Below are 24,960 nucleotides of genomic sequence, written 5' to 3'. Positions count from 1 at the left end.
TCGAGTGACGCAAAATCGCACTATCCATCGCGACACGGTGAGGCCCGAATGGGTCGACTACAACGGCCATCTCCGTGACGCGTTCTACATGCTGATCTTCAGCCTCTCGACCGATGCGTTCATGGACCGCATCGGTTTGGACGAGGCCGGCCGCGCGTCGCGAGGCCGTTCGTTGTTCACGCTCGAGGCGCACATCAACTACCTGCACGAGATCAAGGAAGGCACGGCGGTTCGCGTGGAGGCATCGGTGCTCGCATTCGATGCCAAGCGCGTCCACTTGTACATGGAGATGTTCGCGGACGAGGGAACGGAGCCCATCGCGGCGAGCGAACAGATGCTGCTTCACGTCGACACAACCAACGGCGCGAAGTCGGCGGCCTTCGATGCGGACATCGCCGGCCGTATCGAAGCGATGTTTCGCGATGCACCCAAGGAAGCGCGTTATGCGGGCCGCGTGATCGGCTTGCCGTCCGGGCCGCGAGCTTCGGCGTCCGCTGTTACCGGAACCAAGCCCGCCTGAGCACGCCATGTCCGCAACAACAACGCGTTCGTCACCACGCTCACGCTTGAAAACGCCATGGCGGCACCCGCGAGCATCGGATTGAGCAAACCGAACGCGGCGAGCGGAATCCCGATCAGGTTGTACACGAACGCCCAGAACAGGTTCTGCTGGATCTTGCGATACGTGCGCCGCGCGATATCGATAGCATCCGCCACCAACGCGGGATCGCCGCGCATCAGCGTGATGCCGGCGGCTTCCATGGCGACGTCGGTGCCGGTAGCCATCGCAATGCCGATATCGGCGGCGGCGAGCGCGGGGGCGTCGTTGATGCCGTCACCGGCCATCGCCACCGCGCCTTGCGCCGATGCCTTCAGTTGCGCGATCACGCGCGCCTTGTCGGCGGGAAGCATGTGCGCGTGAACCGCGTCGGCTGCAATGCCAAGCGATTTTGCGACGCTAGCCGCGGCGCCGGCGTTATCGCCGGTGAGCAGGACGCTTTTGATGCCCATCGCGCTCAATCGTTCGATGGCGGCGCGCGCCCCGGGTTTCAGCGAGTCGCCGAAAGCGAGCAGGGCGAGCACGCGCGGTGTCACAGCGCTTGAGAGACCGCTTCCGCCCAGATCCACCAGCCACGACACCGTATTTCCAAGCTGTTCCAGTTCCGCCGCCCGCGCAGCCAACCGCTCCGGCGCGGCGAGCCGCAACTCGTCGAGCCAGCGATCACTGGCTATGGCCAGATGGCGTTCACCCACGCGCGCCTCGACACCGCGGCCGGCCACCGCTTTCGCATCGGTCGCGGTAATAGCCTGAACTCGCGCCTCATCGGCGGCAGCAACGACTGCACGCGCCAGCGGGTGATCGCTGAGCCGCTGCACGGCCGCCGCCAGCCCCAGAGCCTCTGCCCGGTCCACGCCTTCATCGGCCTCGAACACCGTCATGGAAGGCTTGCCGACAGTCAGCGTGCCGGTTTTATCGAAGGCGACAATCCTGATCCGATGCGCCATTTCCAGCGCCTGCGGGTCCTTGATCAACACGCCATGCCGGGCGGCCACGCCCGTTCCTGCCATGATCGCGGCGGGCGTCGCCAGCCCGAGCGCGCAAGGGCACGCGATCACGAGCACCGCGACCGCGTTCAGCACGGCAGTTTCCACGCCCGCGCCCATCAACAGCCAGCCGGCCAGCGTCACGACCGCGATCACCAGGATGACTGGCACGAATATCCCCGATACCCGGTCTACCAGCCGCTGAATAGGCGCCTTCTCGGCCTGTGCCGATTCAACCAGCCGGATGATCCGCGCGAGCGTGGTCTCGGCGCCCGTCGCAGTCGTTTCGACCGCGATCACCCCTTCGCCGTTGATCGAACCCGCGGTCACGCGAGCCCCGGTTTCCTTCGCCACCGGCAGGCTTTCGCCGGTAATCAGCGATTCGTCCACGTGCGTGCGGCCTTCGCGGATCACACCATCGACCGGCAAGCGTTCACCCGGCCGCACAATTGCCACGTCACCGTTGCGCACATCCGCCAGCGCGATATCGCGTTCGGTCCCGGTCGCCGCATCGCGAATCCGGGCGCGCTCCGGGCGTAGCGCGTCGAGTGCGCGAATGGCGTCGGTGGTTTGCCGCTTCGCGCGTGCTTCAAGCCATTTGCCGAAGCGCACGAGCGTGATCACCACCGCCGCCGCCTCGAAATAGAGGTGCGCGGACTCGCCGGGATGCGCGACCAGTTCGTACACGCTCAGGCCCCACGCGGCCGACGTTCCGAGCGCCACGAGCAGGTCCATGTTGCCTTCACCCGAACGCGCCGCCTTGAAGCCGCCGACATAAAAGCGCGCGCCGAGCACGAATTGGACGATGCTCGCGAGCGCCAGCGACACCCAGACGCCGAGATGCAGGTCCACCCCAAGCATGGGCAAAACGAGCGGCAGGGTCAGCAGCGCCGACACGATCACCGCCACGAGTTCACCCGTGTGCGCAGGCGCGGCGACAGGCGCGGCTTCCGGTTCAATGAACGTCGCTTCGTAGCCGGCCTTCGTCACGGCGGCGACGAGTTGCTCGGGCGACACGGCGGAATCGGCATGGACGGTGGCTTTTTCGGTCGCGAGATTAACTGACACCTGTCCCACGCCTGGCACCTTCCCCAGCGCCTTTTCGACCCGCCGCACACACGACGCGCAAGTCATCCCGCCGATAGCAATCTCGGCGGTCGTGGACGCGGCGGCAGTAGTACTAGAAGCAGACATGACAAAACTTCCCGGTTCAGTGCGAGCCATCGAATTCAGCTCGATGCAACCAGTATCGACATTCCAATGATTGGAAGGTCAAGGCATATTTTCAATAGGGGGAGGCGTGTTCAGCATCGCGTCGGCGAGCGCTGTCGCGGCGTCTGTTTCACGCTGTCGCACGCCGTTGATCGCACCGATCCGGTCGGCCGCCGTCTCGTCCTGGCTCAGTTTCGCCTTTCCAGCGAGGCGCGTGACCTCGATTTCGATCCCGACGATGGCTTGCAGCATCGTCTGGATGAAATCGGGCGGCGCGTCGCCCATTTTCCAGGGCGCCGTTTCGCCGGCTTCCATTTTCCGGGTAAGGCGTGCAAGCACGCCGCGCACGAAAGTCTCGTCGTCGCGGATCGTGATTCGGCCGTGCGCGTGCACGATCGGGTAGTTATAAGTCGGCACTTGCCGATGCGTTTCCTGTTTGCCCGGATAAAAAGACGGCGATATATAACCCGACGCGCCCTGGAAAATAACCATTACGTCAGAACCGCTGTCAATTTCCTTACAAATGGGATTTGCACGCGCCACATGAGCGCGCAGAATGCCGTGTTCGCCCATACTTGGGTCGAACTCGAAAGGCACGTGGTTCGCATCCAGCCCGTTGGCGCCATGCGTGACAAGGGCTGCAAGCGGATTATCAGCCATGAGCCGATGTAAAACCTCGGGGCGTTTTTCTTCGAAGTGGGGAGGCAGGTACATCGGCGGTTCGTGGACGGATTAGAAAGAACTGGCTAAATAAAGCGAAAAAAATCATGTTACGCGATGCGCCCGCCGGCCGAAATTTTTCTGAAACCCCGGCGGACGCGTTCAAGGGTGTTACGCGCTCCTTGCCTATCGTCAATGGATAAGATAAAAACCGTTTTCAAGATAGATTAAGCGCCGCGGCGTGGATTGGCAGAAGACCGGAAGACGAGGACCGGCCCGCGCACTCGACGAATGAAGTGAAAGCCTTAAACAGATCCTTAAATCGAATGAAAAATAATCGACGCTGGGCAGTTTCGTTGTACACGGCGCTATGGGTGGCCGCTGGTTTGAGCAGTTTGGCAGTACTTGGGGGGTGCGCGACGCAAGCGCCCGTTGTGACCAGCGGGGATGGCTGGCGTAAGGATCAGGTAGCGGACGCCTATGTGTTTGGATATCCGCTCGTGGTGTCGGATCTCGCGCGGGAGAAGGCGACGGGCGGCGATGCATCCCGGCCCGGCCAGGCGCCCGTGAACACGTTGCGGCATGCGACGGCGTTGCCGCCGGTCGGCGCGTCGGGGCGGCCGAGCGTGGATACGCTCGAGTCGACCGCGTGGCTGGATGTCTCCAGTGGGCTGGTGCTGGTTTCGCTTCCCACGACACCGAACGCACCGCGCGGCCGTTATTTCGATGCCCGCGCCTTCGATGCGTGGACCAACGTGATCTACTCCAGCATCCCGCACGAGCCGGATCAGGCCGCGCCGGTGAGAAAGCTGACTGGGAAGGCGGCGCGCGCGGCCAGGCTGGCGGCGCAACAGGGCAACGTGATCGCGTTTGTCCCGGCGGGTTATACGGGAACGCTTCCTGACGGCGTGACGCGCGTCGAAACGCCGACACGTTATGTGTGGCTTTCCATTCGTGTGCGTGTGAATGGCCAGCGCGACGTGCGAGAGGCCCGCAAGCTGCAGACGGCGATGACCATAGAAGCGCCGTCCGCCGATAAAACCAGCGCCGCGACAGCCGGCAGTGCCTGGCCGAACGTGACGGCCAGCACGCCGACGGTGGTAACCGGCGCGGGTGGCGACAGGGCTGATTCGCTTGATGCCACTGCGTTTTTCACGCGTCTTGCGAACGCGATGCAAGACAATCCGCCGGCGCCTAATGATCCGCACGCCGTCCGTTTGCTGGCCGACCTTGGTGTGAAGGCGGGCGAGCCGGTGCAGTTCCGTCCGGCGGATGCCGGCTTGCTCGCGACCGGTCTTGCCGATGGCCGTACGCGGGTGGACACGGTGCCGTCGAATGCGATCAGCCGTAACGGCTGGGTGTGGTTCGGCGATGGCGCGGGCAACTACGACACTGACTACACGTTGCGCGCGTTCCTGGCGCGGCGTCAGCCGGGGACGGGCACGAGGGACGATGAGGTGAGGCCGGTGGCGTACTCCGACAGCGACGCTCATCCGCTGAACGGTGCGAACGAATATGTGCTGCATTTCGCGCCGAACCAGTTGCCGCCGGTGCGTGGGTTCTGGACGTTGACGGCGTACACGAAGAACGGTGAGTTGATCGACGACAAGGCGTTGCGGCTTTCGCTGAGCGATCGCGACCGGCTGAAGAAGAACCGCGACGGTTCCGTCGATATTTCCGTTTCGGCTGCGGCGCCTGCGAAGGCGCGTGCGTCGAATTGGTTGCCGGCGCCGGATGGTGATTTTCAGTTGATGTTCCGGCTTTATGCGCCGAAGCCCGAGGCTTCGAATGGGACTTGGGCGCCACCGGCAATCGAGCGGCAATAATATTTGGGTTTTTCGCTCGCGCTGGAGGGGTGTTGGGGTTGGGCGTGGTGGTCGGGGTTTATGCCGGGGTGCCAGGTTCCTGCGGTAGCGGTCGGGGTCTATGCCGGGTTGCTGCTTTCGGGGTTAGCGGTCTGCTTGAGTTAGCTATTTTCTTTATCACTTTTAGCCACTGCGCGTGGCGGCGCGTCATTTCTTTGTCCAAAGCGACAAAGAAACGAAGCAAAGAAAGCGCTTTCAAAACGCGGGCTCATAAGTTGACCTAGCGTGCAGTTTCCGCGTTTTTGGCACCCCAAAAGCACGGTGCTCGCAAGAGCGACGGATGTTTGAACCCCTCCTTCTCGCGAATTCTTACACGCACACGCTTCGCCCCGTACGCTCTCGGGCAAGCACCCTTGCCAAGAAACCCGCACGGCCTCACGCGTATTTACGGCTTCAGGTCTTCATCGGTTAGCTGCTTCGTCGGCATGATTGGCCCGGTTATTTTTGCGGGTGGGGCCTCATCTATCCGAGCACCTTGTTTCGAGGCGGGTTGGCGACGTGGTTCGACGTACGTACAAATTTGGTGGATGGTTGTCCGCGGATAGCGCGGGGTGCACCTTTGGCAGGTTCAGTCACTGGTGGCGAAGCGTGTGGGTATCGGTGTTCGGAGAAGGAGGGTTTCACACATCCGTCGCTCTGGCGAGCACCGTGCTTTTGGGGTGCCAAAAACGCAGGAACTGCACGCTGGGTCAACTTATGAGCCCGCGTTTTGAAAGCGCTTTCTTTGCTTCGTTTCTTTGTCGCTTTGGACAAAGAAATGACGCGCCGCCACGCGCAGTGGCTAATAGTGATAAAGAAAATAGCTCACTCACGCAGACCGCTAACCCTGAAAGCAGCAACCCGGCAATGACCCCGACCGCTAACGCAGGAACCTGGCAACCCGGCATAGACCCTGACCGCCAACGCAGGAACCTAGCAACCCGGCATCGACTCCGACCGCTAACCCTGGAACCTGGCACCCCCCGCCCCCACCCCAACCCCAAGTGCCAACGAACTCCCCCCTCGGGGTTCAATTTGCGTGCTTAGAGTCGTATACTCAGGCCTCCTGTCCCAAGGCTGCGCGTGGCTCGTGCCCGCGTGCGCAGCCGCGCTACGAGGCACGCATGGCAAGCCTGAACAAGACTTCCCTGACATCCGCCGGGCGTAGCCTGCTCAAAGGCGTGAACTCGGTGACGCAAGCCCGACGCACCCGGCGCATCGTAATCGGGCTGCTGCTCGCCGTTATCGTCATTGGCTTGCTCGGCTTTTTCGCCGCCCCGCCACTCATTCGGCATATCGCCGAACAACAACTCTCCGCACAACTCGATCGCCCGGCCAGCATCGAACGAATCGCGCTCAATCCCTATACGCTAAGCTTCGAAGCCGACCGCGTGCATATCGGCGAAGCGCCCGCCAACCTGGGCCCGGGAGCCAAAAGCGGCGATTTCGTCGATATAGAACGACTGATCGTGCGCCCATCATGGTCGTCGCTGTTTCGTCTCGCGCCGATCATCAACGAACTCAAGATCGATTCACCACGCTTTCATATCGTGCGCCTCGACGCGCAACGTTTTAATTTCTCCGATCTCGTCGAAAAGTTCTCGAAGCCTTCAGCCAATCCGTCCACCAAACCGGCGCGATTCTCGGTATCGAATATTCGCGTGGAAAATGGCCGGATCGATTTCGACGACCACCTGCTTAAAACTCAACACGTAATCGATCGCTGGTCGATCGGGATTCCGTTTATCGCCAATCTCGCGTCCACCACGGACTTGTTTGTGACACCTTCGTTGCAGGCGCGCATCGATGGTTCGCCGTTGTCCATCCACGGACGCACCAAGCCGTTCTCCGAGTCGCGCGAGTCGGAGATCGCGCTGCAACTCGATGGCCTCGACGTGCCGCAAATGGCGTCGTACGCGCCGGCTTCGCTGCCGGTCGCAATCAAGAGCGGACGCTTGTCGACGAACCTCGACGTGAGCTTCGAGCTGAGCGCCGACGCCCCCGTGGTTCGCATCAAAGGGACAGCAGATCTCGCGGACCTGGCCGTGACGGACAAACAGGACACGCCGTTGTTCGCCGCGCAATCGCTGCATGTGAACGCGGTGAATCTTGAGCCGCTGCGCAATGTGTATCAACTGGACGAAGTGCGGTTGACGCAGCCGGACGTAAAACTCTCCCGCGATAAATCCGGCGTACTCAACGTCGAAAAACTGAGCGCATCAACGCCAGCCTCCGCGCCGGCACCAACGCCCGCGAGCGACGCCAAGCCCGACGCCGCCGCGGCGCAACCGCTCGACCTCGCGATCAAACATCTGGCCATCGACCAGGGCCATATCGTCTTCGATGACCGCCTGATGAAGCAACCCTCCACGCTCGGACTGACGAACCTGGACGTGACGCTCGACGACTTCTCCACGCTCGCCAAACCCCCGGCGCGCTTTACGTTGAAGACGGCCTTCGATCACGGCGGCGGGCTCGACGCATCGGGTAATTTCACATTGCCGGGCAAGAACGCCGACGCGAAACTCGCGCTCACCGACCTGCCGCTGGCGCCGTTGCAACCCTACATCGCGAACGCGGTGGCCGCGCGTATCACCGACGGTTCGCTCGGCGTAAATCTGCCGCTGCAAGTGGACTGGTCGAAGCCTGAACCGTCCATCCAGGTCGGCGCCGGCGATGTCACGCTCAAGTCACTGAAGCTCGTTCCGCAGTTGAATACCGCAGGGGATACCTCGCCGATCGCGCTGGCGTCAGCGCAAGCGAAGATCCAGAAGATCGATGTCGCGGCACGCACGGCAGCGCTGGAGAGCGTGGTGCTGAACGGCCTTTCCGTCGATGCAAAACGCCTGAAGGACGGCAGTATCGACCTTGCCGCGCTCGCCGGTCCGCACGAAACCGCGCCGGAAGTCAGCGCGACCCGCAAGGTCCAAAAGGCGAACGAGGCGGGTCCGGCGTGGCGTTACGAGATCGCGCAGGTGTCGCTCAACGACAGCAGCGCCGACTTCACCGACGAATCCACGCCGCGCCCGGTAAAACTGCACATTGCGCCGTTGCAGTTGGGCGTGAAGCAGGTTTCCGATGACCTCACGAAACCGCTCGCCATCGACGGCAAGCTGACAATGAACGGCAAAGGCGCGCTCGGCGTGGCCGGCACGCTGACCGCAAAACCACTGAGCCTCGCGCTGCATATTGATGCGAACGCGCTCGACGCATCGGCGTTTGAGCCGTACTTCGGCGGCAACCTGAACGCGACGGTCTCGAGCGCGGAGCTGAGCGCGAACGGCGATGCGTCGTTTTCGGGCGAAGGACGCTCGCTAAAGGCCGGCTACAAGGGCGATGTATCGCTGTCGAACGTGCGCCTGACCGACCGGGCGAATCAGGATCAACTGGCCGGCTGGAAACTGCTCGGCCTGACAAAGCTGAATGCCCGCTACGACGAACGGGGCGCCGACGTCGAAGCCGCGCGCGTCACGTTCGCGAACTTCTACGGCCGCGTGCTGCTCGACGCGCAGGGCAAGCTCAATCTCCGCGATATCGTGGCGAAGGACAAGGAAGCGGCGGGCACGCAGGCAGCAGCTGCTGCGCCCGCATCCGCCCCGCACGCTGCCGAGCCCGCCGTGCTGAAAGCCGCGCCGAAAACCGCATCGTCATCGTCATCGGCGAATCTGCGCTTTGGCCAGCTGGTGCTGCAAAACGGCCGCGTGACCTACACCGACAACTTCATCAAGCCGAATTTCACCGCGAACCTGGTCGCGATCACGGGCACCATCGGCGCCTTCGGCACGCACTCGACCACGCCCGCGCCCGTCGATGTCGCTGCGAAACTGTCGGCGAACGGGCCGGTATCGATCAAAGGGGTCGTGAATCCGCTGATCGCGAAACCGTCGCTGGATCTCACCGCGAGCGCTCACGACGTCGAATTGCCGAATATTTCACCGTATTCGACCAAATATGCGGGTTATCCGATCACGAAGGGCAAGCTCAACGTCGACCTGCACTACATGCTCGCTGACGAACAGCTCACCGCGAACAACCATCTTTTCATCGATCAACTCACGTTCGGCGATCACGTCGACAACACCACCGCGACCCATTTGCCGGTGCGCCTCGCGGTATCGTTGCTGAAGAATTCGAAGGGCGAGATCGACGTCAACATTCCCATATCCGGCTCGCTCTCGAACCCGCAATTCTCGATCGGCGCGCTGGTGTGGACAGCCATCCTCCACTTGGTCGAGCGGGCGGTGACTGCGCCGTTCTCGCTGCTGGCGAATGCGTTCGGCGGCAAGAACCCCGAAGAACTCGGTTACGTGGAATTCGATCCAGGCTCGGCCACGTTGAGCGACGCGGCGAAGGAAAAACTCGACACCATTGCGAAAGCGCTGACCGACAAGCCGTCGGTGACGCTGGAGATATCGGCGCGGGTCGACCCGGCGCTGGACGAACCCGGTTTGCGCGCGGCCTACGTCGACCGGCAAGTGCGCCTCTCGAAGATGCAGGATGCGAACGAGGACAATCCGAACATCAATCCATCGAGCATCCCCATTTCCGCCGATGAATACAGCAAATTCCTCACGAAAGCGTATAAAAACGCGGACTTCAAGAAACCGCGCAACCTGATCGGCTTGACGAAGAGCGTGCCCGACGCCGACATGAAAGCCGCGCTCGAGGAGCATGCGCCCGTGGACGAGGGCGCGCTCGGTGCGCTGGCGCAGCGGCGCGCGTCGGTGGTGAAGCAATATTTCGAGGGCAAGATCGACAGCAAGCGGATCTTCATCGTCGCGCCGCACCTCAACGCGGAGGGGATCAAGGACAAGGGCGCCCCTACGCGGGTAGACTTTGGTCTGAAGTGACGACGGAGCGCAGAGGCGGATTCAGGCGAGCGGCACGTGCCGAACACATCCTGGGAAGCGTCCGGGCCATCGGCATTCTCGCCAATCCGCGCTACACTCTTTTCGTGAATGCGACGGCGCATCGCGGCGCGCATGACGGAACGCGAAGTGGTGGACCAGGAGCCAGGCAGCTTGATCTTGCCCGGTGTGCTGCCAGCCCGTTCCGGTACTCATCGCGCTTCATCGCAATGCCGTCAAACGAGCCGTATAAAGTAAGCGCTTTGCGCGAAGCGCCCACGGCGTTCAGGCTCTCCACACCCGAATCCAGCGCTGCACAACCTGCAGGAGAATCCCATGCTGTTGCATGAACTGGCTGACCGGTATGGCCCGGCAATCGTCTTTTTCAACGTAATGGGCGCAGCGCTCGGCCTGCCTGTTCCCGCCATGCCTACCTTGATCGTGGTCGGTGCGTCGGTGGCCATGATGGGCTTCAACGGCCAGGCCCTGTGGCCCCATCTTGCGCTGATGCTTGGCATCGCCACGCTCGGCGGGGTGCTGGGCGACCTCGTCTGGTTCCAGGGCGGCCGGCGTTACGGCGACCGCACGCTCAAGACCATTTGCAAGCTGTCCCTGTCGCGCGATACCTGCGTGAAAAAGACCGAGCGCTTTTTCGGCCAGTGGGGCGTGCGGGTGCTGCTGGTCGCGAAATTCATCCCGGGTTTGTCGCTGGTTTCGGTGCCGCTCGCCGGCGCCATGGGCGTGCGCACGCGCTCGTTCATCGCGCACGACGGCGTGGGCGTGGCGTTATGGGCCGCGGTGGGACTCGCGGTGGGCGTGATCTTCGCGGCTGAACTCGACATGGTGTTCGCCATGATCGCGCGGCTCGGGAAGCAGGCGCTCCTGGTCGTGGCGGTCGCGCTGGCGTGTTACGTGGCCTACCGCTACTGGCGCCGGAAGATGCTGATGAAGACGCTGGAAACGGCACGCATTACCGTCGACGAGCTGTACGCGCTGATGGAAGACGAACCGCTGCCCGCTATCTTCGATATCCGTTCCGCAGAGAAACGCGTGCTCGATCCTTTCGTGATTCCCGGCTCCGTTTTCGCCGATGAACGCGAACTGCAGAAGATCGTGGAAAGCTACCAGCCGGATCAGAAGATCGTGATTTATTGCTCGTGTCCGAACGAGGTATCGGCGGCGTGGATGGCCAAGGCGCTACGCAACGCGGGTTTCAAGGACGTCGTGCCGCTGACCGGCGGCCTCGACGCCTGGCGTCTCGCCGGTCTCGACCTCAAGCCGCTGACCGACTTCGGCGGCGCGCGCGAGGACCTGGGCGAAATGGCCGCCATGTGCCCGTGGCCCGCGAAAGCGGCGGCGGCCGGCAAAGGCGCGCTGCATGACGCCGTCTACCTGCATGGAGATCGCCCGGCATGAGCACCACGCCCGAAGGGATCAACGAACTGCCCAAGCATGGCCACGGTCATCCGGATTGGCGCGACAGTCCGTCGGCCGCGTCGGAAGACCTCAACTCGATCACGAACGACACCGCCACCGGGGCGCCGGCAGAAGCTGCGGCCGACGCGCCGTTCTCGCCGCTCCAAAGCCGCAAGCACCAGATGTACCCGTTTCTCACTGGCGAGGAAATCGACCGCATGCGGCGCTTCGGCAACGTCCAGTACTGGCGCGCGGGCGAATTGATGTTCGAAGTCGGCGTGCCCGGGCCGGGCATGTTCGTGCTGTTGAACGGCCGCGTGCGGGTGACGCGGCGCGACGGACTGGGCCACGTGCATCTGGTGACCGAGGCGGACCCCGGTCAATACCTGGCGGAGGTTGGCCAGTTGTCGGGCAAGCCGGCGCTGGTCGATGGTCACGCGATAGAAGACGTGGAAGCCATCCTGATCGTGCCCGAGCGGCTGCGCGCGCTGCTGGTGGCGGAAGCGGAACTCGGCGAACGGATCATGCGCTCGCTGATCCTGCGTCGCGTCGGTTTGATCGAAAAGGGCAGCGGTCCGATTCTCGTCGGCCCGTCGAACGATGCACGGCTCGTATCGCTGCAGGGCTTCTTGAGCCGCAACGGATATCCGCACACCGTGATCGACGCGTGTACCGATCCCGAAGCCATTGCATTGCTCGAACGGATCTCGACATCGAAGGCGGATTTCCCGCTCGTCATTTGCCCCGACGGCACGGTGATGCGCGCGCCCGATGAAAACCAGCTCGCGTCGCAACTTGGCTGGCTGCCGGAATTCGATCCGGCGCATATCTACGATGTCGCTGTCGTCGGCGCCGGTCCGGCCGGGTTGGCGACGGCCGTGTATGCGGCCTCCGAGGGCTTGTCGGTTGCGGTATTCGATTGCCGCGCGCCCGGTGGCCAGGCCGGCGCGAGTTCGCGGATCGAAAATTATCTCGGCTTTCCGACCGGTATTTCCGGTCAGGCATTGGCCGGGCGCGCGTTCGTGCAGGCGCAGAAGTTCGGCGCGCACATCGCCATTCCGACGGAGATCAAGGCGCTTCATTGCGACTGCATGCCGATCCAGATCGAGCTGATGAACGGCACACGCGTGAGCTCGCATACGGTCGTGATCGCGACCGGCGCGGCTTACCGGCGGCCGGACATTGCCGGGCTCGAAAAATTCGAAGGACGCAGCACGTACTACTGGGCGTCGCCGGTCGAGGCAAAGCTTTGCAAGGGCTCGGAAGTCGTGCTGGTGGGCGGCGGCAATTCGGCGGGCCAGGCTGTCGTGTATCTCGCCTCGCATGCGGCGCACGTGCATTTGCTGATCCGCGGGCCGGGACTGGAGCTGAGCATGTCGAGGTACCTGGTCGACCGGATCGCGTCGTTGCCCAACGTGACGGTGCATACGCGTACGCAGATCGAGTCGCTGCAAGGCGATGGCCGGTTGCTTGCCGCCGTGCATTGCAAGACGCCTGACGGTCCGCTCACGCTCGACGTGCGGCATCTGTTCCTCTTCACCGGCGCCAACCCGAACACGGCGTGGCTGCACGACTGCAACGTCAACACCGACGGCAAGGGTTTCGTGCTGACGGGACCCGCTGCGCACGGTGGCCACGCGGATGGCTCGACCTCGCTGGAAACCAGCGTGCCGGGGGTGTTTGCCATCGGCGATGTGCGCTCGGCATCGACGAAACGGGTGGCAGCGGCGGTGGGCGAGGGCGCGGCGGTCGTATCGCAGATTCACGGTCTGCTGGCCGAGCGTCAGGAACTGGCGCTCAAGGCCGGCGCGGCGGGAGAGGCGCAGCTAGACCTGGCGGGGCGGTGTAGCGGCAAACCGTAGGGTGAATTCGATCCAGCCGTCCGCTGAACAACTCACCGACGCCGACCCGCCGTGCAGCCGCATGATCGCCTGCACGATGGACAAGCCCAGGCCACTTGATTCCGTGAATTCGCTGCGGGCTGCATCGCCGCGATAAAAGCGGTCGAACAGGCGCGCGAGATCATCGGGCGCGACGGGCACGCCCTGGTTCCCGATTACGATCAACGCACCCTGCGCATCTTCGCTGCCGCTCAGGCGGATCGTGGTGCCGGCTTCGGCATAACGCACCGCGTTGACTACCACGTTGCTGATGGCGCGCCGGGACATGATTGCGTTGGCGATCATCTCGCCTTCGGCATGCACCTCGAAGCTCAGATTGCGTTCGTCGGCGAGTCCTTCGAAGTACGTTGCAATGGTTTCCAGCTGCTCGCGAATATTCAGCGGCGTGCGCTCCAGGTTCTGCCGCTCATGATCCGCCTGCGCGAGAAACAGGATGTTCTGCGCGATGCGTCCAAGCCGCTCCAGCTCCTCAAGGTTCGACTCCAGCACGCTCTTGTATTCGCTCTCGTTGCGGGTGTGCGCGAGCGTGACCTGCGTCTGTCCGATCAGCACGCCGATAGGCGTGCGTACCTCATGCGCCAGGTCCGCTGAGAATTGCAGCAGCCGTTCATAACCGGTCGACAAGCGATCAAGCATGGCATTGAACGACATTGCTAAACTTTGCAATTCGGTCGGCGTGTTCTTGATATCGAGTCTCGCGGACAAGGTGTCGGGCGTGATCCCGGCGACCCTGTCGGCCATTTTCCGCAGCGGCGCAAGACCGCGGCTCGATACCCACCAGGCGAGCAGCGCGGTGATCAGCACCGCGCTCACCACGGTGATCCAGACACGCAGGAGATACGTCGACAGGACCCGCGCTTCCTGGGTCATCACGTGTGCCGCGATGATCTCGATGACTTCGCCGCTGTCGCCCACTCGTGCTTGCGCCGCGACCCAGCGCATGCGCACGCCGTCGTGGCGCGTGCCTTCATAGAGCGCCTTGAGGTTGACGGCGCGTTGCACCGGCACCGGGACGAGCGGCGGCAACGGCATGTTTTCCGGGTTCACGCTGATGAACGGCGGAAGGCCGGGGCGCTGGAAAATGATCACGTCCTGACTGTCGCCGAGCATGGTTTCGAACAGCTTGGGCCGCGCTTCAATTTCCTTGATCGTGTAGAGATCGTGCAGCAGCGAGCGGAAATGTTCGACACGTCCGATCAACTGATAGTCGGCGCGCGTGGAGAGCGTGGCGCTGGTCGCGTGATACAGCGATCCGCCGACCATGCTCACCACCACGCACACGATCAGCGCGAACAGGTACGTGATCCGGACGACCAGCGAACGCGAACGCCATAGCGGACTCAATGCGCGTCCCCGGATGCACCGAACGAATAACCGATGCTGCGCACCGTGTGGATCAGCTTGATATCGAAGGGTTGATCGAGTTTCGCGCGCAGGCGTTTGATGGCGACATCGACTACGTTGGTATCGCTGTCGAAGTTCATGTCCCACACTTCCGATGCAATCAAGGTCCGCGACAGCGCTTCGCCTTGCCGCTTGCAGAAGAGGTGGAGCAGCGCGAATTCCTTGTTCGTCAATGCGATGTCTATACCTTGGCGCGTCACGCGTCGGCGCAGGACATCGACGTGAAGATCGGCGACCTGGAATACATCGGATTCGCGGATTACGCCGCGTCGCAGCAACGTGCGGATGCGTAGTACAAGTTCGGTGAACGAGAACGGCTTGACGAGGTAATCGTCCGCGCCGAGTTCGAGGCCGTGAATACGGTCCCGGACGTGATCGCGCGCGGTCAGGAAGATTACCGGCAGGTCACGCTTCGCGCGCAACGCCTGCATGATCTGCCAGCCGTCGAGGCCGGGCAGCATGACGTCCAGCACGATCAGTTCGTACGGATGCGCCAGCGCCTGATGCAAGCCATCGGCGCCATTGCGGATCAGGTCGACCTGATACCCGGACTCGGTGAGCCCCTTCTTCAGATAGTCACCGGTCTTGCGGTCGTCTTCTATAACCAGGATGGTCATGCTGCGGGCGCTTTGCTTGTGCGTGAGGTTTGGGTTGCAATTAAAGCCCATTCTATCCACCTGCCCGGACGCGTGGAAAAGATGACAAAAAAGTCATTAACGCGTCATCCGCAGATCAGTGTGCGGTCGCTAAGATGCAATCAAGACGAGGCCTTATCGTGTGTCGCGGCTCGGCGCGCTGGCTATCAAGTCTCCCCGAATCTGCGAGCTGCTGCGTACTGGTACCGTTTTCGATCCATCCCCTACGAGGCGAGCTTGAATTCATCATCGACTCAACGTTCCATTCACGTCACAGTCCAGCCCGGCTGGATTCGCATCACGCACTGGATCAACGCGCTCGCGGTCGTGGTGATGGCGACGAGCGGCTGGCAGGTCTATAACGCGTCGCCGATTTTCCGTTCGTTTGTTTTTCCTTCAAGCATTACGTTGGGCGGATGGCTGGGCGGCGCGTTGCTCTGGCATTTCGCGGCCATGTGGGTGCTGGTCGTGAACTTCCTGCTGTACGTGGGGATGAACATTTTCTCCGGACGTTTTCGCCGCAAGCTGTTTCCGCTCAGCGTCAAAAGCCTGTTCGGCGATCTGCGCGCCGCGCTGACCGGCAAGCTCAAGCATGACGATCTCACGCATTACAACGCCGTGCAGAAGGCAGCCTATCTCGCGGTGATCGTGGACATCGTGGTCGTCATCCTGTCGGGCTTGGCCGTCTGGAAGTCGGTGCAGTTCCCGTGGCTGCGTGAGCTTATGGGCGGTTATGACAACGCCCGCGTGGTCCACTTCTTCGCGATGAGTTTCCTGGTGGCGTTCTTTGTGTTGCACGTGGCGATGGTTGCGCTCGTTCCACGTTCGTTGTTGCTGATGATCCGGGGCCGCTGAACCATGCTGAACAGAAAGAGCGAGCTCATAGCCGCTAACGCGAAGCTCGATGTCGACAATATCCTCAAGGATGCGCGCAATGAACTGAAGGCGCCGGCGCGGCGTTTGTTCGGCAAGCGCATCCTGTCGCTGGGCGGCCTCATGATGCTGTCGGGCTGCAACATCTCGGACGATAAATCCGTGAACACCGTGCTGCGGACCATGTCCCGTTTCAACGACGATGCCCAAGCGTTCCTCTTCGATCCGAATAAGCTCGCGCCGACTTATCCCGAGTCGATGATCACGCGACCGTTCCCGTTCAACGCGTTCTATGACATTGACGATGTACCTATAGTCGATGCCGCCACCTACAAGCTGCCGGTCGGCGGCCTGGTGAAGGGCAAGAACGTGTGGACGCTTGAAGAGTTGCGCGCGTTGCCGCAGGAAAGCCAGGTGACGCGGCATATCTGCATTGAAGGATGGAGTGCGATCGGCAAGTGGGGCGGCGTGCGTTTCTCCGATTTCCTCAAGCGATCCGGCGCCGACACCACGGCCAAATACGTGGCGTTCCACTGCGCGGATAACTATTCAACGAGCATCGACATGCCGACTGCGCTGCATGCGCAGACGCTCCTGACGCTGACGTACGACGGGCAGGTCCTGCCGCCGAAGTATGGATTCCCGATGAAGCTGCGCATGCCGACGAAGCTCGGCTACAAGAACCCGAAGCACATCGTCGCGATTACCGTGACGAATGAATATCCCGGCGGTTACTGGGAGAACCAGGGTTACAACTGGTTCGGTGGTGCCTGAATTTTCTCGCGTCAAATACTAAAACTGGAGCTTCCATGTCTGTTATGTCATCCACTTCTTTGCGTTTGAAACTCGGTGCATCGGTTGCAGCGCTCGCGTTTGCCGGCGTTGCGTTTGCCCAGGCGCCGGCGGCTAAACCCTCGCGCATTCGTGGCGATATCGTCTCGTTGTCCGGCGATACGCTGACCGTGCATCGTCGCAGCGGCGACACCGTGACGATCGACTTGAAGCAGGACACGCCGGTCACGGCGGTGAAGAACATCAAGCTCGCCGATATCAAGCCGGGTTCGTTTATCGGCACGGCAGCGACCACGGGTACCGATGGCAAGATGACGGCAACCGAAGTGCTGGTGTTCCCGGAAGCAGCGCGCGGTACGGGTGAAGGTCACTATGCGTGGGATCTGTCGCCGAACAGCACGATGACGAATGCGAACGTCGATCAGGTTGTGACGGGCACGAGCGGTCGTGATCTGAAGCTGTCGTACAAGGGTGGCAGCAACACGGTGACGGTGCCGGACGGCGTGCCCGTTGTGACGTTCGCGCCGGCGGCGCGCACGGATCTGGTCGCGGGCAAGAAGGTGTTTATCGTGGCCGCGCCGGTGAGCGGTACGGAGTTCGCGGCCTCGCGCGTCGTGGTTGAGAAGGATGGCGTTGCGCCGCCGATGTAATGGTGTGATGCGGCGCTAGGCTGGCCTTGGCGCTGCTAGAAGATCTTCGATCTTCACCGGAAGATCGCGCACACGTACCCCCGTTGCGTGATAGACGGCATTCGTAATGGCAGGCGCAATGCCTGCCATGCCGATCTCTCCAATCCCGCGCGCGCCGAGCGGATTCAGCGCGAAGTCCGGGTAGTCCAGGAACGTCACGTCCATCTTCGGCGAGTCGGCGTGTGTCGTCATTACGTAGTCGGCGAGGTTGCGGTTCAGCGGCGCGCCTGAACGAGAGTCATAGTGCGTCTCTTCGAACAGCGCCATGCCGACGCCCATCACGATTGCTCCTTCGATCTGATTACGACCCGTGCGTGGATTGATGATCTTGCCGGCATCGACCACGCTGACGACCCGACTTACGCGTAAGCGCGCAGTTTCCGGCTGCCACGTAACTTCGATAAAGTGCGCGCAATACGAGTGAATCGACACTTTGTTCGCATTGGCGTCTGTCTGGCTTGCGCCGGAACGACCTCTCCCCATCAAGATGCTGACCTGCGCAGGCCCAAGGATGCGTTCGAATGGCACGCCTGCTCCGGGCGATGTCCCTTTGCGATAGACCATGCCTTGTTCGAATCCCAGCACGTCCACTGACTGCCCTTTGAACGGCGAGTTGTCCGCGCCGGCGGCGGTTGCAAGAAGCTGCTGGACGACAGCTTGCGTCGCTTGCGTCACGGCCGGAACCAGTGACGCTGTCACCATCGAGCCACCGGATAAAGGTCCCGGCGGCAAACGGGTATCGCCGATCACAACAGCAATCTTGTTGAGCGCGATACCCGTCAGATTGGCGACCATCTGGGCCAGGATGGTATAGGTGCCCGTGCCGATGTCTTGCGTCGCCGTCGATACACGCGCGGTCCCATCGCCATGCAGTTCGACGTTCACTTCCGCAGGCTGCCGCCGCGCCGCCCACGACCCCGCTGCCATACCCCATCCGATCACCAGGCCATCACGACGCATTGACCCAACGGTTGCGGTTCGGTTCGACCAGCCGAACTTGTCAGCGCCGAGCGTCAGGCACTCCGCGAGGTGTCGCGACGAGAACGGCACGTTCCGGCTTTCGTCGATGGCGGGCTCGTTGATCAAGCGCAAATGCAGCGGATCGACGTTGAGTTTGATGGCGAGTTCATCGACAGCCGACTCGATTGCGAACAGGCCCGGAACCGCGCCGGGGCCGCGCATGGATGTGCTGGGAGCAATGTCCCGGCGCGCGAGAGCAGCCGTCGCTCGCAGGTTCGGCGAGCTGTACAGATAGCCCGTCGTCTCGCCGCAGTTCTCCTTGCGTGTTTCCCGTCGAGCCGTCTGATAGATGTAGTCATGCTGGAACGAGGTGAACCGCCCATCGGGAGTGGTCGACAAACGCATGCGCTGCTGCGTGCTGGTACGGTGGCCCACGTTATGAAACATCATCTCGCGAGTCACCACCAGTTTGACCGGGCGCTGCAGATTACGCGCGGCAGCGCCTGCGAGCAACGAGTGCGACCATGGAAAAAGTTTACCGCCGAAGCCGGAGCCTAGGTATTTCATGATCACGCGCACCTGATCTTCAGACACGCCAAGCATCAGCGCCATGACCTGGCGCTGGTTGACTATCGACTGAGATGTTTCGTAAAACGTATAGTTCGTGCCATCGAATGCGGCGACCGTTGCGTGCAGTTCGATCGGGTTGTGCGTTTCGATCGGCGTGGTGTAGGTCTGATCGATCTTTAGCGCATCGGGGGCAGCGGCGAAGGCGGTGTCCGAGTCGCCTCGCTGCGTATCGACGGAAGGCTTTTCTTCCGCCGACATCTCCGTGCGCACATCGGGCTGGCTTGTCGAATAACTGACCTTCACCGCGCCGGATGCAGCGGTTGCCTGCTCGAAGGTATCGGCGACTACCACGGCAAGATACTGGCCGTAGTAGTAAATTTCATCATCTTCAAACGGCGGGCGTTTCTCGTCGATTCTCGCGTCCGACGCGAAACCGATCCTGTAGAACTTGCCAATGTTCTCGCGCGTGTAGACCGCCTTCACGCCGGGCATTTTCGCGGCCGCAGCGGTATCGAGCCGCGTCACGTGCCCCTTGCTGATCGTCGCGCAAACGGGCACGGCGTACAGCATCCCGGGCAAGGCAAAATCCGACGTGTAGGTCGCAAGACCGCTCACTTTGAGCGGTGCATCAATCCTTTGGAAGTCGCCGCCAATCGATGGCTGCACTTTCTTTGAAGCTAATAGCATTGTCTTCTCCGCGACGCGAACATCGAGTCAGGCAGTCTGGGTGGCAAGCGTGAGCGCGTGCTGAATGCAGCGTGTCGCCAGTTCGACCTTGAAGCCGTTCTGGCTTTGCGGGCGGGCCGACTGAAGCGCGGCCTCGGCTGCTGCACGAAACGCAGAGGCATCGGCTGCGCGTCCAATGAGCGCCGCTTCCGCCTCGCGTGAACGCCATGGCTTCACGCCCACACCGCCCAGCGCAATCCTGACCTGATCGATCCTGCCCGACGACACGGTCACGACAACCGCAGCCGATGCCAACGCAAACTCATACGATGCACGGTCGCGCAGTTTCAGATAGACGCTGCGGCTGCCGGGCATCGGAGCGGGAAGCGTCACGTGCGTGATCAGCTCACCTGCACGCAGCGATGTTTCGTGTTCAGGCGTAGTGCCGGGCAAGAGGAAAAAGTCGTCGATGGCGATGCTTCGTTTGGTATCCGAACTTTCGGTATGGACCGTCGCCTCCAATGCCGTCAGTGCGACATTCATGTCCGATGGATTGGTCGCGATGCAATGATCGCTCGTTCCAAGGATGGCGAGATTGCGATTGAAGCCATCGATCGCGGAACACCCGCTGCCCGGTTCGCGCTTGTTGCATGGTGTTGCCGTATCGCGGAAATAGACGCAGCGCGTTCGTTGCAGAAGGTTGCCGCCGGTTGTCGCCATATTCCGCAACTGCGCCGATGCGCCCGAAAGCAACGCCTGGGAGAGCACGGGATAGCGCGTCTTGATCAGCGGATGATTCGCGAGATCGGCATTGCGCACTGTCGCGCCTATCGTGACGCCGCCATCGTCGAGTGTTTCGACCTTATCGAGCGGCAGGCGGTGGATGTCAATGACCTGGGTCGGGCGCTCCACGTCGAGCTTCATCAAGTCGAGCAGTGTCGTGCCTCCGGCCAGGAAGCGCGTGGATTGCGTACTCGACGGACTGGCCGCGCTGGTCTGCGCCGTTGCCATGTCGAGCGCCTGTTTGACGTCGGCCGCGCGCTTGAGCTGAAAGTGTTCCATTCGTTCGCTCCGCTTAGATTTTCGTGCGAACGTGCTGGATCGCGGAGACGATGTTCGAATAGGCGCCGCAGCGGCAGATGTTGCCGCTCATCGCTTCCTTGACGTCCTCGTCGCTGTGGTCGTAGGGCTCCTTGAGCAGCGCGACGGCGGACATGATCTGCCCGGACGTACAGTAGCCGCATTGAAAGCCGTCATGCTCGACGAAGGCTGCCTGCATTGGATGCAGGTTGCCTGGCCGTCCAATGCCTTCGATCGTGGTGATGGCTTCACCTTCGTGAGTGGCTGCGAGGCTCAGGCACGAATTCACGCGCCTGCCATCCACATGGACCGTGCACGCGCCACATTGGCCATGATCGCAGCCCTTCTTGGTGCCGGTCAGGCGCAGATGTTCGCGCACGCAATCGAGCAGGGTGGTGCGTGGATCGATATCCAGTTCGTGCAGCGTGCCGTTGACGTTCAATTGAACATGAACGTTGCCATTCGTGGTCGCGTCGATGCCGCCTGGCGTATCGTTCTGGCTTGCGTCGTCGGAATCTGCGCGAGCAAGAGAATGAAGTTGCCCGGTGCTCACGGCGACACCCGCCGCTCCGACGCGCGTCAAAAATGAGCGGCGCGTTACGCGTTCGAACAGCGTCGCCGGTTCATCATCGGTAATGTCCGGTTGCTGAGGCTTGTCGTTCATGAGTCGAATTCCCGTTGAAGCACGGATAGAAGAGGACCGCCGTGGTCTTGGCGTTCGATGCTCATGATAGGCAACCGCGGTGGCGTCAAGATGGCCGCGAGATGGCGGCAACATGGCGGACGGGTGGAGAGCCGGTTTTTTATCCGCGTTTATCCAGCACTTCAACCGTCGCGATCAGATCCCCAAAATCCTGGACCAGCAGGTTAAGCACGAAGGCCAGCACCGTGTATTTCTCCATCGATTCACATGCATTTTTCGATACCGTTCTCAGCTTCTCGAACGACTCACGCGCAAGCCGGACCTTGTCGTCCTGATCGCTTTGATCGGCATCGAGCGTGGCGGCCAATGTGTTGGCAGCCTCCGTAAATGCGTCAGCGGTCACGTTCAGCGCGTCGCGATTGACCGCGCTCAGTCGTCCCGCGAATTGCGGATCACCGGTGAAAGCCTGACCGAGAAACAGCGCGTCCCGATGCAGCCGGGTCAGCATGGGAGCGACTTTGTCGACCACATCCCCCCGCGTACGCTTCACCGGCTCGATGATGTGCTCGCGGCCCGCCTCGGTAATGGCATCGTCGAGTGCCTGTTCCGCGGCGGCAGATCGCCGATGCAAGCGCTCGGCTTCGTTCGCGTCTTCGGGCTTGCGCAGCGTCAGTGTGATCAACTCGCCCAACGCGAGGACGATTTCGCTCGCGCGATTGTGGGCCGCATTGATCGCGCGATTCGGCATCAGGAACGCGACGAGGAGCGCCGCGCCCGCGCCGATCAGGATTTCAAGCACACGGTCGATCGGCCGTGCGAACGGTGAGCCCACGCCGCTTGCAGGAACCAGCACAACGACAACGAGCGTGACGCAGGCAAGCCGGAGCGTCGGCCGCCACGCGGCGAGTGCCGCGAGCGGCAGGAGTGCGATGGCGAACACGATGAGCGGATGTGCGCCATGCAGGATCGCGAACAAACCGACCACGCCGACCACTCCACCGGTCGCCGCCCCGATGATCTGGTCGCGGCCGGTGTTCAGCGCCTGGTTGAGGCTGGGTTGCGTGACGACAATCAGTGTGGTGATGACTGCCCAGAAAAGCTCCGGGAGCGTGGCGAGCTTGGCGACGTAATAGCTGAGCAGGCAACTGACGAGCGTACGGGCGAAGCGCCTGAGTTCGGGCGCGGGCGTGAGTTTTTTCGTAAGCACGAGGGGTTTATTGGCTGAATTCCGTCGGGGTTGTCTGACTCGGGCTTGGCCGTTTTAATGGCGGCTGCGGATGCGCAATCCTGGAATGCCGCCGCAATCAGTTTAAGTTCAAACCGATGAGAATGGCCGACGTAAAGCCGTCCACTGCGGCCCGCGTCAATGTCCCCAAACACCACCTCCAAGCAAAACCCTCGTGATCGCGTTACCATAAACGGTTAAATCGCCGGGTTTCGACGGTCGGGAACGGTGACTCAACCCCGGCGGCAGTTTTCCCAATAACCGTGAACACCACGAACATCAGGAGCCAAGCATGAGCGAAAGCACTTCATCGCGTCATTACCCGAGCACGCAGTTGTACATCGACGGCGCATGGCGCGCGGGTAGCCGCGACACCGCCGTGGTCAATCCGGCGACGGAAGCGGAAATCGGCCGCCTCTCGCTGGCCGGCGAACAGCATCTCGCCGAAGCAGCGGAAGCCGCCGGACGCGGTTTCGCGGCTTGGCGCAAGGTATCGGCATTCGATCGCAGCAAGCTCATGCGCCGTGCCGCGCAAAACCTGCGAGACCGCGCCGAGGAAGTGGCCGCGATCATGACCATGGAGCAGGGCAAGCCGCTGGCTGAATCGCGCGTCGAAGTGCTGGGCGCGGCGGACACCATCGACTGGTTCGCTGAGGAAGCGCGCCGGACCTACGGCCGCGTGATCCCGTCACGTGCGGGCAATGTGCGCCAGATCGTGACGCGTGAGCCGGTCGGCCCGGTTGCTGCGTTCACGCCGTGGAATTTCCCGATCAATCAGGCTGTACGCAAGGTGTCGGCGGCGCTCGCGGCAGGGTGCTCGGTCGTGCTGAAAGGACCGGAAGAAACGCCGGCAAGCTGCGCAGCGCTGGTTCAGGCTTACATCGACGCAGGCTTGCCCGCCGGCGTGCTGAACCTCGTGTTCGGCGTGCCCGCCGATGTCTCGAAGTTCCTGATCGCGCATCCGCTGATCCGCAAGATCTCGTTCACGGGTTCGACGGCAGTCGGCAAGTTGCTGGCCGCCATGGCCGGCGAGCACATGAAACGCGCCACGATGGAACTCGGCGGCCACGCACCCGCGCTGGTTTTCGCCGATGCCGACATCCCGCGCGCAGCCAAGCTTCTGGCCAGCGCCAAGTTCCGCAATGCCGGTCAGGTGTGCATTTCGCCGACGCGTTTTATCGTCGAGGAATCGGCTTACGAGGAATTCACGGAGCATTTCGTCGCGACGACGAAGAAGCTCAAGGTCGGCAATGGCCTGGAAGAAGGCGTACAAATGGGCGCGCTTGCCAACGGCCGCCGTTTGCAAGCGATGGAACGTCTGGTCGCCGATGCGGTGGAGCAGGGTGCCAAGGTGCTGACGGGCGGTGAACGCATCGGCCGTGAAGGGTATTTCTTCGCGCCGACGGTGCTCGCCAATGTGCCGATGTCAGCGCGCATCATGACGGAAGAGCCGTTCGGCCCGATCGCACCGATTTCGACTTTCAAGTCTTACGATGAAGCTATCGTGGAAGCGAACCGCTTGCCGTATGGGCTGGCAGCGTATGCGTACACGCGCTCGAGCGCGACGTCGGCGGCGGTGGGCGAGGACATCGAAAGCGGCATGGTGTCGATCAACCACCACGGGCTCGGCATTCCGGAAACGCCGTTCGGCGGCGTGAAGGACTCGGGCTACGGCTCGGAAGGCGGCAGCGAAGCGATGGAAGCGTATCTCGTGACGAAGTTTGTGAGCGAGGCGCGGTAATACCAATAGCTTCAGGTGAAAACGCGACGCGGCCTTTTGGCGCGTCGCGTTTTTCTTTGTTCGGCGGTTTCGCCCGGACTTTTACTAACGCCTTGTATCCGCTCAAAGTCGGAATCCAACCCGACATTTGGCATCGACATAAGGTGTTTGACGAACCTCGAATGTCGGGCTCGGCCCTCGGGCGTTTTAGCCTCTTCCGCTCGTTCGGCGGGCGACATGCGGATCTTTCTGGTGACAACTTTTTCCATTCTCTCTCC

The 24,960-nt window shown here is 62.0% G+C and carries 18 protein-coding genes; 9 read left to right on the top strand and 9 right to left on the bottom strand.

Translation table 11 applies throughout. The annotated features are described in order from the left end of the window. Positions 1 to 4: 4 nt before the first annotated feature. Positions 5 to 520: a thioesterase family protein gene (locus tag ACSOSP_RS35150; protein ID WP_455315244.1), complete on the top strand. Its 516-nt coding sequence runs from the start codon at positions 5 to 7 to the stop codon at positions 518 to 520. Here the strand turns inward: ACSOSP_RS35150 and ACSOSP_RS35145 are convergent. Further along, complete coding sequence (locus ACSOSP_RS35145; RefSeq protein ID WP_455315243.1) at positions 442 to 2,739, bottom strand: heavy metal translocating P-type ATPase; 2,298 nt, start codon at positions 2,737 to 2,739, stop codon at positions 442 to 444. The two genes, ACSOSP_RS35150 and ACSOSP_RS35145, sit on opposite strands and share 79 nt — an antisense overlap. Positions 2,740 to 2,817: 78 nt before the next feature. After that, positions 2,818 to 3,471 carry an FMN-binding negative transcriptional regulator gene (locus tag ACSOSP_RS35140; RefSeq protein WP_455315242.1) on the bottom strand — a complete coding sequence of 218 codons (654 nt, stop codon included), beginning with the start codon at positions 3,469 to 3,471 and terminating at the stop codon, positions 2,818 to 2,820. Positions 3,472 to 3,743: 272 nt separating this feature from the next. Between ACSOSP_RS35140 and ACSOSP_RS35135 the strand changes: the two genes are divergently transcribed. The 4 genes from ACSOSP_RS35135 (at position 3,744) to ACSOSP_RS35120 (ending at position 13,386) form a co-directional block, all read left to right on the top strand. After that, a complete protein-coding gene (locus ACSOSP_RS35135; RefSeq protein WP_455315241.1) occupies positions 3,744 to 5,243 on the top strand; it encodes a DUF1254 domain-containing protein in 1,500 nt (499 codons plus the stop codon). 1,142 nt (positions 5,244 to 6,385) lie between these two features. Continuing rightward, complete coding sequence (locus tag ACSOSP_RS35130; RefSeq protein WP_455315240.1) at positions 6,386 to 10,111, top strand: DUF748 domain-containing protein; 3,726 nt, start codon at positions 6,386 to 6,388, stop codon at positions 10,109 to 10,111. 336 nt (positions 10,112 to 10,447) lie between these two features. After that, the gene (locus tag ACSOSP_RS35125) at positions 10,448 to 11,524 is read left to right on the top strand and encodes a DedA family protein/thiosulfate sulfurtransferase GlpE (RefSeq protein WP_455315422.1); all 1,077 of its coding nucleotides are present in this window, start codon (positions 10,448 to 10,450) and stop codon (positions 11,522 to 11,524) included. Then, entirely contained in the window at positions 11,521 to 13,386 is a 1,866-nt protein-coding gene (locus tag ACSOSP_RS35120) for an FAD-dependent oxidoreductase (RefSeq protein ID WP_455315239.1), read from the top strand. The genes ACSOSP_RS35125 and ACSOSP_RS35120 overlap by 4 nt, the downstream gene beginning before the upstream one ends. Here the strand turns inward: ACSOSP_RS35120 and ACSOSP_RS35115 are convergent. After that, entirely contained in the window at positions 13,351 to 14,769 is a 1,419-nt protein-coding gene (locus tag ACSOSP_RS35115) for a heavy metal sensor histidine kinase (protein WP_455315238.1), read from the bottom strand. The two genes, ACSOSP_RS35120 and ACSOSP_RS35115, sit on opposite strands and share 36 nt — an antisense overlap. Then, positions 14,766 to 15,446 carry a heavy metal response regulator transcription factor gene (locus ACSOSP_RS35110; protein WP_455315237.1) on the bottom strand — a complete coding sequence of 227 codons (681 nt, stop codon included), beginning with the start codon at positions 15,444 to 15,446 and terminating at the stop codon, positions 14,766 to 14,768. The genes ACSOSP_RS35115 and ACSOSP_RS35110 overlap by 4 nt, the downstream gene beginning before the upstream one ends. 351 nt (positions 15,447 to 15,797) lie before the next feature. Here ACSOSP_RS35110 and ACSOSP_RS35105 point away from each other — a divergent pair, with 351 nt between their 5' ends. The 3 genes from ACSOSP_RS35105 to ACSOSP_RS35095 are packed head-to-tail and all read left to right on the top strand — an operon-like array spanning position 15,798 to position 17,779. Beyond that, on the top strand, positions 15,798 to 16,319 hold the full coding sequence (locus ACSOSP_RS35105; protein WP_455315421.1) for a cytochrome b/b6 domain-containing protein: 522 nt from the start codon (positions 15,798 to 15,800) through the stop codon (positions 16,317 to 16,319). A gap of 3 nt (positions 16,320 to 16,322) precedes the next feature. After that, on the top strand, positions 16,323 to 17,111 hold the full coding sequence (locus ACSOSP_RS35100; RefSeq protein ID WP_455315236.1) for a molybdopterin-dependent oxidoreductase: 789 nt from the start codon (positions 16,323 to 16,325) through the stop codon (positions 17,109 to 17,111). Positions 17,112 to 17,146: 35 nt separating this feature from the next. Then, positions 17,147 to 17,779 carry a hypothetical protein gene (locus tag ACSOSP_RS35095; RefSeq protein WP_455315235.1) on the top strand — a complete coding sequence of 211 codons (633 nt, stop codon included), beginning with the start codon at positions 17,147 to 17,149 and terminating at the stop codon, positions 17,777 to 17,779. 15 nt (positions 17,780 to 17,794) lie between these two features. Here ACSOSP_RS35095 and ACSOSP_RS35090 read toward each other — a convergent pair whose 3' ends face one another. The 4 genes from ACSOSP_RS35090 to ACSOSP_RS35075 form a co-directional block, all read right to left on the bottom strand. Further along, a complete protein-coding gene (locus tag ACSOSP_RS35090; protein WP_455315234.1) occupies positions 17,795 to 20,035 on the bottom strand; it encodes a xanthine dehydrogenase family protein molybdopterin-binding subunit in 2,241 nt (746 codons plus the stop codon). A 27-nt stretch (positions 20,036 to 20,062) separates the two neighbouring features. Beyond that, on the bottom strand, positions 20,063 to 21,076 hold the full coding sequence (locus ACSOSP_RS35085) for an FAD binding domain-containing protein (protein ID WP_455315233.1): 1,014 nt from the start codon (positions 21,074 to 21,076) through the stop codon (positions 20,063 to 20,065). 13 nt (positions 21,077 to 21,089) lie between these two features. Beyond that, complete coding sequence (locus ACSOSP_RS35080) at positions 21,090 to 21,758, bottom strand: (2Fe-2S)-binding protein (RefSeq protein ID WP_455315232.1); 669 nt, start codon at positions 21,756 to 21,758, stop codon at positions 21,090 to 21,092. Between the two features lie 139 nt (positions 21,759 to 21,897). Next, entirely contained in the window at positions 21,898 to 22,944 is a 1,047-nt protein-coding gene (locus tag ACSOSP_RS35075) for an FUSC family protein (RefSeq protein WP_455315231.1), read from the bottom strand. A gap of 310 nt (positions 22,945 to 23,254) precedes the next feature. Between ACSOSP_RS35075 and ACSOSP_RS35070 the strand changes: the two genes are divergently transcribed. Continuing rightward, on the top strand, positions 23,255 to 24,703 hold the full coding sequence (locus tag ACSOSP_RS35070; RefSeq protein ID WP_455315230.1) for an NAD-dependent succinate-semialdehyde dehydrogenase: 1,449 nt from the start codon (positions 23,255 to 23,257) through the stop codon (positions 24,701 to 24,703). 11 nt (positions 24,704 to 24,714) lie between these two features. On the opposite strand, the gene ACSOSP_RS35065 is transcribed toward ACSOSP_RS35070, so the two are convergent. Further along, complete coding sequence (locus tag ACSOSP_RS35065; RefSeq protein WP_455315229.1) at positions 24,715 to 24,951, bottom strand: hypothetical protein; 237 nt, start codon at positions 24,949 to 24,951, stop codon at positions 24,715 to 24,717. Between the last annotated feature and the right edge of the window lie 9 nt (positions 24,952 to 24,960).

Source organism: Caballeronia sp. KNU42 (assembly GCF_053760385.1).
The sequence above is the reverse complement of the archived record's forward strand: the minus strand, read 5'-3'. Positions and strand labels throughout refer to the sequence as shown.